This is a genomic window from Paenibacillus sp. NPDC057967 (assembly GCF_042887015.1).
Lineage (GTDB): Bacteria > Bacillota > Bacilli > Paenibacillales > Paenibacillaceae > Pristimantibacillus.
The window spans coordinates 316363-329033 of record NZ_JBHVQB010000006.1 but is presented as its reverse complement, the minus strand read 5'-3'; the positions used below and the strand labels follow the sequence as shown (position 1 = coordinate 329033).

Sequence of the window (12671 nt, the reverse complement as noted above, 5' to 3'; positions counted from 1 at the left end):
CCTCCTTGTATTGGCTATTCTTCACTCGACGTGGCGATATACTGCATAATGGCATTGATGCTGCTGAAATTGCGGAAATCCAGATCCTCATCCTTCCAGGCGACGCCAAACTCCATCTCGGTTGCGATAACCAGCTTAATGAACGTAAGCGAATTTATGCCAAGCGCAGACAGCTCATCATCCGGGCCGAGTTGATCCAATGCGGACGGATCATCCACGTTGTCTTTTAACAGATTGATTACCTTTTCTCTCAATTCTTCCTCTGTATTGATCACCATATCTGTTCCTCCTAAAAGTTGACTTTATCGAGCACCCTACTAAGCCTAGCGAACAAACGTAACTGGAAGTCCCGTTCACTGCGGGCAAGGTTGGTCAGCTTGTCCGCAATAGCCTGTGCGGCTGCAACCTCATACTTGCGCATGTACATATACCGGGCAGCGCTCTTGCGCACCGTCTCCCAACTGCTCACGATGCTAGTGAAAGCCTGAGACAGCTCATCACTCTCGCCGAAGGTCTGAGTGAGCCGGTATCGCTCTACCTGCTTTGCGTTCATAACTTCATTCAACAGTTCGACCAGGCTTTCCGCTTCTCTATGAAATGACTCCTCAGTCGATACGATGCCCCCTGCCCATTCGGCCATCTCTGCCAATACGCGCTGGCTATCCTCCAGCCGCTCGCGCCCTTCAAGCTGACTCCTTGCAAAAAAATTCTCGGACTCGGCGTCAACGAAGTCCGTTGAGCCAGCTGGCTGAACCCGGCCCAGCATGTAATGGCTAGGCCGATTGAGCCCGTCTCTGAAGTTCTCGGCAAAACCCAGGGAAGAACGGACCAAATCCTCGTATTCAATTGTACGAGCTGCATACGACAGATTTTCTTGCCGATCATGCTCGATGATATGGAACTGACGCAGCTCATCATCGAAGCCAAATATGAGCAGCGTATGATCGACATGCCGCTTCCCGTACGTATCCTTGCGAATCGGCTCGTAATAGCTGTCCACCCAGACAATAACCGGCTTCCCGGCCCGAAGGCTCTCTATCGTCTCGGAGAGGATGTGCTGGTGGTCATGTTGCATGACCACGTGCAGACCTTGCAAGATGAACAGCTCATCAAGAGGCAGGACGGATACATAATCGATCCCAAAAGGTCGTCTGCTGCTCCCCGGGCGGCTGAATACGATCAGATCATTCAACAGGAACGGCATGATGCTCCTGCCGAAATGCCGGACAGCCGGAAACAACGAATTGTAGAAGCAGTTTCGATAATACAGCTCATTGAACGGCTCCATATGCGGCAGGATGACGCGCTCCCCGGAAGTCGTCCACAAGTCAGTGCTCGCTTGCTCCGCAGCGCTGGCTACCGCCGACATGGCTTCGTCCTGTGGTTGTGCGCCAATGCTTAATGGCTGTGCGGTTCCCTGCTCCAGCCACTGGGCGGCCTGCCGAATCGTCGGGTAACGGTAAAGATCATCCGATTGAAGCGGAATTCCTGCCTTCTCCAGCTCCACTTCAAGCTGAATGGCCAGGATGGAGTTGCCGCCAAGCGCGAAGAACGTATCGTCGACATCCATCTCTTCGACCCCAAGCAGACTGCTCCAGGCTTGCGCCAGCTTGAGCTCCAGCTCTGTATATTCGCTTTCGGGTTTTCCCGACAGCCTTGCGGCAGCCGGTTGCTTCTGCATCGGCTCGGCCAGTGGCTTCTCCTGCGAGATCGCCAGCGCATCTTCAACTGCTGCCTGCGCAAGCGGTTCGACCCAGCACCTTGCCTCCTGGAAAGGATAGGTAGGCAGCCTGGCCTTCATCTGAATATCGCCGCGGTATACCCGGCTCCAGTCCACGTCAGCGCCATGGCAATAATATTCGCCCAGCCGCTTCAGCTCTTCGATGCCAGGCGATTGATGTTCAATCAACTGAATGACGAATTCCTCGGCTTCGCCAGACAAGCGCTGCAGACCCTCAGCCGTCAACTCGCCTGCAGACCGCACTTCGCGGAGTCCGCTCGCAAGTCTGTGCTCACCATAATAAACACCGCTCCGCTCATCGCTTGCCAAGCCGTAATCGGCTAACCTGGCAAGCTTGTCCCGCAGCTCGGGCAGTTCCTTCGCAATAATCGCCAGCCGGCTGTTATAATGTCCTCTGCCTGTTGCAGCCGTGTAGCATACATCGCCAAGACTTAGATGCTGCCATTGCAGCGACGAAGCATATGAGGCAGTCAATTGCTCCAGCGCAATCTTGTTCTTCGCCGATAGCACCAGCAGATGGGGCAAGCCGTTCTGATGCCCAGTGCTGCCTTCCGCTGACGCAGCCGGCGCCTCCTCCAGCACGATATGGCAATTCGTGCCGCTGAAGCCGAAGGAGCTGACGCCGCAGCGTCTCGGATAATCCTCCGGCTCCCACTCCTGCGCCCGATCGTTCACATAAAGCGGTGATTGGTGGAACGGAATATTCCGGTTCGGCTTTGCGAAGTGAAGTGTCGGCGGCAGCGTCTTATACTTCAAGGCCGCTATCGCCTTGGCCAACCCTGCAACCCCGGCCGCCGCGTCCAGATGGCCGACATTCGTCTTCACGGAGCCGATAGCGCAAAATTGGCTTTTGCCAGTGACGGTTCGGAAGGCGCGGCGGATGCCGTCGGCTTCGATAGGGTCGCCCAGTCTTGTTCCCGTTCCATGCGCTTCAATGTACGCGATTGTCTCGGGATCAATATCCGCATCCCGCCAAGCCTGAATGAGCAGCTTCTCCTGCGCTGCCGCATTCGGTGCCGTAAGACCTGCCGATGCGCCATCCTGATTCATCGCACTTCCCTTAATGACGGCATGGATGGGATCACCGTCTTGTAGAGCATTGGCAAGCGGCTTCAGCAGGAAGGCGACGGTTCCTTCGCCCCATATGGTACCGTCCGAGTCATCGTCGAAGGCGCTTGTCCGTCTTGCAGACGATTCAATGCCGATCTCGTACAGGCCCTCTACCGGCAGCAAGCAAACCTTCACGCCCCCGGCGATCGCCATCTCGCATTCCTCGTTGCGAAGCGCCGTGCAGGCCAGATGAACCGCAACAAGTGATGACGAGCACGCGGTATCCACCAGCAGTGCCGGGCCCTTCAAATCCAGCATATGTGCGATCCTTCCAGCCATAATGGAGGGGGTATTGCCCGCGCTAGCAGTACCGATCTGAGATGGAAAGTTTTTGGATACATATTGTCCGTAGACAGGCCAGTCTGCGAATCCGATATAGATGCCGGTATGGCTGCCCGTAATCCGCTTGCCCCCATAGCCCGCATCCTCGATTGCTTCCCAGGCCGTCTGCAGGAACAATCGCTGATTGGGGTCCATTAGCGACGCTTCCTTAGGAGACAGATTGAAGAAACTGTAGTCAAAACCATCAATTCGATTCAGATAGCCGCCGTAGCTATATCGGATGTCGTCCCTTCTTAAATGAGTGAACGTTCGGATGAAGCCTTCCGAATCGGACTGTCTGGCCGCCGGATACGGCTGAATCAAGTCTCTCCCTGCCACAATATGGTTCCAGTATTGCTCCAGGTTGTCCGCGCCGGGCATCTTCAGCGCCAGTCCGATGACCGCAATGTCCTTAGAGGGCTTCGGACGATGTTTCTTCACGGATTTGAGCAGCTCCAGACCGGTTGAGGCCTCTAGCTTACCCGCCCCGACACTTTCGAATATTGCGCGTATGACGTTATCCATTGGCCACCTCCAGCGAATGATACATGCTTACCGCGTCATCGATGGACAGCTCGCCTCGTTCAATCTGTTCAAACAAATGCATCATTTCCCGGTCAAATTGCTCTTCGCCGCTCGCCTCATTATCCAATCCGCCTTCTCTTGCCGCCATACCGCCCAAATAATCAGAGATTCGGGCAATGGTAGGATAAGAGAACATATCCGCGATGGTGGTCCGATTCGGATATTTCTCCTCGATCAACGCATGAATCTTCGTAATCAGAATGGAATCCCCGCCGATCTCGAAGAAGTTGGAGTGGACATCCAGCTCGTCATAGCCAAGCACTTGCTTCCAAGCCCCGGCAACATGATGCTCAATCTCGCTATAGCCGCCCGCCGACTTGCCCTTCAAGCGGATGGGAACGGCGCTGGCAGCTGCCCTTCTTAGCGGTACAGGCTGGGTGGTTCCGACGGCTGGGCGGCTAGTCTCCATGCGGCGGAACGGAAGCAAGTCGCCTAATGCGAATATGTCGGATTGTTCATTCCATTCTCCTACATAGACTTGCCTGCACACTCGGGAGAGCAACTGTCCGAATACCTCTACTCCTTCATGCGGGGCAAGCAGACGGAACATCTCCTTGTTCTCGTCCGTCTCGGCGCCTGCGGCCATCCCGGTTCCATCCCAAGTTGGCCAGTTCAGAACCATCGTTCTGCCGTATGGGCTTCGATAAGCCGCATAGGCATCCAAGTAGGCATTGCCCGCCGTATAAGGCCCGGAGCCGACACCGCCTACCAGCGTAATGGCGGAGGAGAAGAGAACGAAGAAATCGGGAGCATCCTGCCTTGTCAGCCGGTCCAGCAGCCAAGTACCTTGAATTTTCGCAGCGGTAACCTGCTTGAATTCATCCAATGTGAGCTTGCCGATCAGATTCCCTGCCGAAATTCCTGCCGCATGGACGACACCTGCAATACGGCCATATTGTCCCCGCATGCTCTCTATTGCTGTCGCCAACTGATCATGATCTGCGACATCGGCTTCGATTGTAATCACTTGCGAGCCCGCCAGCTCAATCTCCCGGATGGTCTCAATGCATGCCGCAAGCTTGGCATTCGCTCTCTCCTGCAAAATCGCATCCCATTCCTCGCGTGGTGGCAAGACGCTGCGCCCGATCAGTCCGAGCCGTCCTGCTCCTTCGGCAGCGAGCTGCCTAGCGATCTGAAGAGCGATACCACCTAAGCCCCCGGTGATCATATAAATGCCATCCTTCGATAGCTCAATGCCGGATGTCGGCTGCTCATTCAGTTCTAACGGATGAATGCGGTCCGTATACCGCACGCCATTCCGATAAGCTGCCGTATAGCTGTCGTTCCTTCGGAGGATCGTTTCATTCCATATCACCTTGACTGCATCCGATGCTGTATCCAGATCGATGCACCTCAGCCGTACTTGCCGGTTTTCCCAGACGGCTGCCTTCCCAAGTCCGATCATCGCCTGGGATGGGGGAAAAACAAGACCCTCCTCTTCGCGATAAACGGCATTGGCTTGCAGCGTGACCGCTATGACTTCAACAGGACCAACTAGCGTTTCACGAGCGAGTCCCTTCATGAGGAAGAACAAACCGTATACGCTCCGACTCAACTGGTTATCCAGCTCTGTCAGCGTCCCTGCCTCCGGGCACTCTCCAAACGAACGAAGATACAGAATCCGGTCAATCCGCTCTTCCCTCAGATCCTGGAATAGCCGGGCATAGTCAGCATCATCATCACGGATGAGGTAGGATGTGCCATTTATCTCTTCATAGCGCTCCCCTATTCCGACTTCAATGACGCGGCATCCGGCTGCTCTCCCAAGATCAGCGATTCGCTTGCCGGTATCGCCCTCATCCTTGAACATCAAAATCGTTCGCGGCAAGAAGGTCTCATGGACTGCCGAGATCGCAGCCTCCACCCATACACGGTGATGGAACAGCTGCCGCTTGCCCGGATCTGCCGCTTGCTCCTTCGGCTCCGGTTCCGGAATATCGAGCCAGCAGCGCTCCCGGTCAAAGGCATAGGCCGGCAGATGGACACGCCTTCGCTTTTTCCCGGCATACAGCGACTCCCATGGAATGGAGGCTCCGCCGACATATGCCGCACCCAGCTCCCGAAGCAGGCTCTCGTCAGGCTGCCCAGCCGAGGAACGATACCGCTGCAGCAGTTCCTCCACTGATCCGGCGTTTACGCTTCTCTCTATCTCCGCTCCTGGCTTACCACTCCCAGCTGCTGACGAAAGCATATTTGTAGCCGGTTCGCCTTGTTCATACAGCTGGTTCCATTCCACTCCGCGCAGAAGTCCAGCTCCTTCTTCCAGGCTGGAAGCAAGTATGGCTATGCGGTGCTTGTAATGCGATCTTCCAACACTCATCGTATAAGCGACATCCTCCACGTCCATCTGCCGATTGCGGTCAAAGCAGTCCAGAAAGCTGTTAACAAGCCCGTTCAAAGCAGTCTCCGTCTGGGCAGACCAGACGAGCAAGCATAGCGGACGGCTAGCGGGCGGTGTGAATGAAGGCATGCTAGTGTCCGGCGCCTCCTCCAATACGACATGGCAGTTGGTGCCGCTCATGCCGAAGGAGCTGACCCCGCATCTTCGCGGCGCGTCTTCACGCTCCCAAGCGATCAAGCGGTCATTAACATATACAGGCGATTGCGCAAAGTCAATCTCGCTGTTCGGCCTCTCAAAATGAAGCGAGGGATAGATCCGCTTGTCGTGAAGCGACAGCGCCGCCTTGACGAGCCCTGCAATTCCTGCTGTATTGTCGAGATGTCCGACATTGCTCTTGAGTGATGCAACGGCGCAAAATTGCCGCTTGTCGGTATATCTCCGGAACGCCCGCTGAATCGCTTCGATCTCGATAGGATCGCCTAGCTTCGTCCCGGTGCCGTGCGTCTCGATATAAGCAATTGTCGCGGGATCAATGCCCGCCTTCTTCCATGCCTCTACGATAACAGCCTCTTGCGCTTGAACATTAGGCGCTGTAATGCCTACCGAGCTGCCATCCTGATTCATGGCGCTGGATTTGATGACGGCATAGATCGCATCCCGATCCTCCTTCGCCTTCTCCAGCGATTTCAATACAATCGCTACAACCCCTTCGCCCGTCCCTGTCCCGTCGGAGCTGTCATCGAATGTTCTTGCGCGCGAGGTCGTCGATTCAATGCCGACCTCCGCCTCCCGCACCGGAATGAGATGAAGCTGAATGCCTCCGGCAATGACCATATCGCATTCTCCGTTGCGGATGGCCTGACATGCCAGATGCACCGCGACCAGCGACGATGAGCAAGTCGTATCGACCAGAAGGCTCGGCCCTCTTAAATCAAGCAAATAAGACAAGCGGCTGGCGATAATGGATCGCACGTTGCCGGTCATCGCGAGCGACATATTTTCCGGCTCGACATCTTGAATTATTTTTTTGTAATCCGAATCGGAGCCATAGCCCACATAGACGCCGGTACGGCTTTCCTTCAGCTTTTCGCCACTGTAGCCCGCATCCTCAATCGCACTCCAGGCCGTCTGAAGAAACAGTCGCTGGTTAGGATCAAGCAAGCTGGCTTCCTTGGGCGACAGCTTGAAGAACCGGTAGTCGAATTTGTCCACCTCGTCCAAAAAAGCCGCTTCGCCGTAAGGCACCTCGTTCTCCGCTTTGCCAATCCAGCGGAAGTAGCGGTCCGTATCCTTGCGGCGCGAGGCGGGGATTGGCCGGACACAGTCAAGTCCCGCTCGAAGATTGGCCGCGAACTGTCCCGCCGTATCCGCCATAGGGAGCTTCAGCGCAATACCGATGATCGCAATGTCCGATTGCGACACATCCTCAAAGGTGACATCGCCGGATGATTGCAAAGGGGTATCGTTTAGCTTGATCGAACCAAAATCCATTTCCCTTCACCTCCGCATATTGTGGCTTTTCTATGCATTAGACGAATGCATATTGGGCATACAGCGTCTCCGTTCCCGACTTCTCCAGAATCGCTTGAAACCTCTCCCGCCGCTCAGCATCCGGTACCTGCTTCGTCTCCAGCATGCCTCTTAGCAGCGTCAAGGCCTCCTCTGATTGCTGCGGAGAAGGCATGGCGCCTTCTCCCTCTTCATCCAGCTGCTCCTGAAGACGCTGCAGGCGCAGGTACGGTTCCATAAAGCCTTGCTCATATTCGGATAATCTGTCATTGCGATTGCGAGTGCATACAGCCGCAGCCACGCACAGAGTCACCACATTATGTCTGGCGTTCGTACGCAGTTGCAGCGCAATCTCAGCTGTCAGCTGCTCCAGTACGGTACCGATATCGCTATCGTTATCGATCGTATAGCACGAAATCGTCGGCACATTAGGCTTCATGAGCCTTGTCAGCACATTTTTTGCGCCAAGCTCCACTGCAGCCGAGATGCCCATCCGGGACAAATACTGCATGGATTCCGCCCATCTCACCGGCGCTGTCAGTTGAGCCGACAGATGACCGGCAATCTCTTCAGTGGACTCATAGGGCCTGGCTGTCATATTAGAGATGACCGGCCACTTGAAGCGGTTAAAGCGATAGGCACGCAGCTCCTCTTCGAATTGGACGGCGGCTGGCTTCATGAGCGCACTATGGAACGGCGCGCTTACGTTCAAATAAGCGATTCTCCCGCCCTCCTGCTCCAATCGATTCGCAGCCCGTTCGACCGCTGAACGGTGTCCGGATATGACGATTTGCTCCGGTGAATTGAAATTGGAGATCGCTGCTCTCTCGTCCTTGCCCTCCTTCGCATCCAAGCATGCGGCTTCTACTGCCGCTGCGCTTAAGCCGATAATCGCGCACATCGTACCCATACCCTCAGCAGCCGCCTCTTGCATGAGCTGGCCTCTCCGCCTCACAAGGCGAAGCGCATCGGCATAGGCTATCGCACCTGCGCATGTCAGCGCAGAGAACTCTCCCAAACTATGCCCAGCCGTATAGAGAGGTGTAACGCCGATTTCTTCCATATAGACTCGGAATGCCGCAACGCTTGCCGCAAGCAGCGCAGGCTGCGCATTTTCCGTACGAGTAAGCTCCTCGGGATGGCCTTCGTGCATCAGCTTGCGCAAATCGAATCCCAGCACATCGCTGCCTTCCTCCATGGCCGCTCTGGCGGACGGATAACGGTCGAACAGCGATTTTCCCATGCCGACAAATTGGGAGCCCTGTCCCGGAAAAACCAATGCTAGCTTCCTCATCCTACAATCCTCCCTCTATGATAGAATGCGGCTTTCCGTCAATTGACGGAGTACATCCACGCTTTGGCTAGCCAATTCATGAACAGCTTCTTTCCTTAAGCGTCTATCATTAAATTTCATATGAACAGTCAGTTGGTTTGCAGCTTCTGCCTCTTCCAAGGCAATAATAAGCTCGTACGTATCCAGCAGTGCCGCATCCGTTTGGAGCTCTCCATAGCCGATTAGCGGCAGGATTTCCGCTTCACCCTTGGCAGCCTTAATTTCTCCCGCCCTGCTGAATGGATAGCGGACCGAATCGTCAGACGCTCTCAGCTTGCCGATAGCCGCGAACAAATCCGGGAAGCCCGAGATGGCATCCAGCCGCACTTGCCAAGGTGATACTTGCTCCGCCCCTTCCAGCAGGACTTGCAGGACAGCAGCGCTCCTGCCGCTTCTGACAGCAAATAGATAAGCGAATACAGACACCATCACATCACCCGCGTGAAGACTGTGCTCTCCAGCAATAGACCTCACATGCCTGTAGAGCTCACCCTGAATATGAAAGCGAACGGAGCCCAAGCCGCTCGCCTGCGGATTGCGGGCAAAGAAGCGTTCCGGCAGCGTCTGGCAGCCTCCAAACACCGATTCGTCGTACGCGACATTGCGGCTATCTATCCAATCGGCAAGCTTGTAAATGGTAGAGTAGGTGAACAAGTCAACGATGCTAAGTCCCCATCCGAACTGCTTCTCCAGCTTGCCATGCAGCTGCATGAGCAGAATCGAATTGCCGCCAAGATCGAAGAAATGATCATGCAATCCGACGTCCTCCAGCTTCAATACCTCTTGCCAGACACGGCGAATATTCAACTCGGTCTCGCTTAGCGGCACATCAGCCCGCGAACGGCGATCCAGCGGCTGCGCAATGTCGGCCAGCGCCTTCTTGTCAGTCTTGCCGTTGGTCGTCCGAGGAACTTCCGGAATGATATAAAAGTACGACGGTACCATATAAGCAGGCAGCCTGGCCTCCAAATATTCGCGAAGCTCCTCGGCAAACAGCGCATCATCACAAGCCTTCTCGATATAAGCCGCTAGAGCCTTTTGGCCATATGCGTCATTTGCCGTCAATACAATGGCGTCCTCAATAGAAGGATGAGTCAGCAGATGATGCTCGACATCGCCGGGCTCTACGCGATAGCCTCGAATTTTGATTTGCTCGTCCGCTCTGCCGAGAAATTGGATGCTGCCGTCCGGGAGCCACTTGCCGACGTCGCCAGTCTTGTACAAGCGCCCTCCCGCAAGGTACGGATCATCCACGAAGCTTTCGGCGGTCAGCTCAGGCCGATTCAAGTATCCTCTGGCCACGCCTTCGCCGCCAATACAGATCTCCCCTGGAACGCCGACCGGCTGCAGCTTGCCGGCCGCATTCTGCACATACACCCTGTAATTCCATATAGGCTTACCGATCGGAACAGAGCCCTGCGTCTCAAGCGAGCAGCGATGGTATGTCGCGCATACGGTCGCTTCGGTCGGCCCATAAGTGTTATACACGACTGCACGCTTGATCAGATTGGCGTAATATTCCGGCTTAAGCACGTCGCCGCCGCTAATAAAGATCCGGACCCCATCCCATCCGTCCTGCCTGTTCCATTCATTCAACAGCAGCGGCGAGCAGGATACGACCGTTACGCCTCCATCTCGAAGAAGTCTCTCCAGTCTGGATGGGTCCAGCACATCCATCTTGTCCGCGATGACCAGCTTGCCACCTGACAGCAAGATGGGATACATCTCTTCGACGAATTGATCGAAGGAGCAGGACGCTTGCTGGAGAAAGCCGTCTTCTTCCGTCAGCTTGAATTCATGCTGGAAGGCTCGTACATACGCCAGCAGATTGCCATGCTCGACCACAACGCCTTTCGGCCGGCCGGTCGAGCCGGATGTGTATAGAATATAAGCCGCGTCGTTTGAAGTATGTGCTGCATCTAACGGCTGGCTTTCTTTTTCGTAAAGAGATACCTCTATCGGATTCAAGCACTTCTCGCGATAACCATACCGCTCCGCAACATCAGGTGCAGCGAGCAGCAGCCCTGCATCGCAGTCCTGCAAGATTTGCGCGATACGATCCGGCGCATAAGAAGTATCTATCGGCACATAAGCCGCGCCGGATTTCAAAACGCCCAGCATCGCAGCGATCAGATGCTCGTCACGCTCCATAAGGATCGCTACACGCTCCCCAGAGACCGCGCCTCTTCGCTTCAATTCGGCGGCAACACGATTAACCCGGTCATTGAGCTCCCCATATGTCACTTCTCTTCCGCTGCTTATAATCGCTATCCGGGCGGGAGTCTCGCATGCTTGCTTTTCGAACAAGGAGTGAACCGGTTCAGTTGATGCAGTGGTTATCTCTCGATTGAAATGATGCAAAATCTCATTCCGCTCGATCTCTGAGATCATATCGATCATGCCAATTGCTCGTTCCGGAACCGCCGTCATCCCCTTGATGAGCTGGCAATAATGGCCGGCCAGCCGTTCGATGAAAGCCTTGGTATATCGACTCCCGTCATAGGCTATTTCCAGCTCTATGCCTTCGAAGGTCTGTATGCCGACCGTAATGCCGTAGTGGGTCGTCTCGGTCATCTCGTAATGCTCAATCTTAAGCAGCTCGTCCTGCATAAGCTTCATGTCCAGCGGATAATTCTCCAGAACAACAATGGTGTCGAACAGAGGCTCTCTCTGGTTAAGCCCGCTATAGGTGCCGATATCAACCAATCCCGTGTGCTCGTAATCCTCCCTGCGCTTCAGCCCTTCATTGACGAGCCGAATATACTGATCCACGGACATGTCCGTGCCGCATTGCACACGAAGCGGAATCGTATTGATGAACAACCCTACCATCTCTTCTATTCCATGAATATGGGGCACGCGCCCGGATACCGTCGTACCGAATACGACGTCATCCGTCCGGCTGTAGCGGGAGAGCAGCAATCCCCATGCACCGTACAGCAGCGCCGCAAGGGTAACCTCGCGACTTTGTGCAAACTGTACCATAGCTTCCGCCTCAGCTTGCGGCAGCTTCCTCCGGCACGGCTCCCCTCCTGCGCGTTCCCCGGCATGGGAAACCGGCTCCGCTACGACCGTTCGCTCCGTCCAATCCGCGAGCTCGCGCTGCCAATACATCCGCTGCGCATCGCGATCGCGGCTCTGATGCCATTTCACAAACTCCTTAAACCTCGTTTTGCCAGACGGCACTATCAAGCTGTCTCCCATAGACAACTTCCGATAGCCATGCAAGAGCTCCTTCAGCAGTATGCCGTTGCTCCAGCCGTCGAACAGGATATGATGCCAGGTGACAATCATTTCGCCTTCGCCGTCCGCAAGCTTGCATAACGTCACACGCAGCGGCGCCGTCTCCAGATCCGGCACATGCCTCCGTTCGCGCTCGCGTTCTTCCTGAAGCCCTTGCGTTCTATCCGCTTGCGCTCTCTCGGACAAGTCCACTATCCGAATCGGTGTTTGCGCCTGCTTCAATACAATTTGCACCGGTCGCTCCAGCTTCTCGTACCGAAATACGGTGCGAAGCATTTCATTACGCCGAATTACCTCTTCCCAGGCAGCCTGCAGCCGGTCCATCCGGCATTCGCCGGTGAACCTGACCATAAGCTGCTGGACATAATCCTCTTGATGGCGGCCGCTTGCATAATGAAACAAAAGCCCTTCCTGCGCTGGCGTCAGCGCCAGCATATCCTCAACATTCGCCCGATCCAGCCGTTTCTCCGTCATGCTTCCCCACCCTC

The 12671-nt window shown here is 55.2% G+C and carries 5 protein-coding genes; all 5 read right to left on the bottom strand.

The genetic code is table 11. The annotated features are described in order from the left end of the window. Window positions 1-14 precede the first annotated feature (14 nt). The 5 genes from ACFVSO_RS17645 to ACFVSO_RS17625 are packed head-to-tail and all read right to left on the bottom strand — an operon-like array spanning window position 15 to window position 12657. Window positions 15-278 carry an acyl carrier protein gene (locus ACFVSO_RS17645; protein ID WP_387475894.1) on the bottom strand — a complete coding sequence of 88 codons (264 nt, stop codon included), beginning with the start codon at window positions 276-278 and terminating at the stop codon, window positions 15-17. Window positions 279-289: 11 nt separating this feature from the next. Continuing rightward, the gene (locus ACFVSO_RS17640) at window positions 290-3697 is read right to left on the bottom strand and encodes a beta-ketoacyl synthase N-terminal-like domain-containing protein (protein ID WP_387475892.1); all 3408 of its coding nucleotides are present in this window, start codon (window positions 3695-3697) and stop codon (window positions 290-292) included. Beyond that, entirely contained in the window at window positions 3690-7589 is a 3900-nt protein-coding gene (locus tag ACFVSO_RS17635; protein ID WP_387475889.1) for a type I polyketide synthase, read from the bottom strand. Before ACFVSO_RS17635 ends, ACFVSO_RS17640 begins: the two co-directional genes overlap by 8 nt. 37 nt (window positions 7590-7626) lie before the next feature. Next, window positions 7627-8901 carry an ACP S-malonyltransferase gene (gene fabD, locus ACFVSO_RS17630; protein WP_387475887.1) on the bottom strand — a complete coding sequence of 425 codons (1275 nt, stop codon included), beginning with the start codon at window positions 8899-8901 and terminating at the stop codon, window positions 7627-7629. 15 nt (window positions 8902-8916) lie between these two features. Beyond that, complete coding sequence (locus tag ACFVSO_RS17625; protein ID WP_387475884.1) at window positions 8917-12657, bottom strand: non-ribosomal peptide synthetase; 3741 nt, start codon at window positions 12655-12657, stop codon at window positions 8917-8919. Between the last annotated feature and the right edge of the window lie 14 nt (window positions 12658-12671).

Excerpts from the sequence above, each read along its gene's own strand:
- ACFVSO_RS17645 (WP_387475894.1), bottom strand. The coding sequence starts at position 278 with ATGGTGATCAATACAGAGGAAGAATTGAGAGAAAAGGTAATCAATCTG.
- ACFVSO_RS17640 (WP_387475892.1), bottom strand. The coding sequence starts at position 3,697 with ATGGATAACGTCATACGCGCAATATTCGAAAGTGTCGGGGCGGGTAAG.
- ACFVSO_RS17635 (WP_387475889.1), bottom strand. The coding sequence starts at position 7,589 with ATGGATTTTGGTTCGATCAAGCTAAACGATACCCCTTTGCAATCATCC.
- fabD (WP_387475887.1), bottom strand. The coding sequence starts at position 8,901 with ATGAGGAAGCTAGCATTGGTTTTTCCGGGACAGGGCTCCCAATTTGTC.
- ACFVSO_RS17625 (WP_387475884.1), bottom strand. The coding sequence starts at position 12,657 with ATGACGGAGAAACGGCTGGATCGGGCGAATGTTGAGGATATGCTGGCG.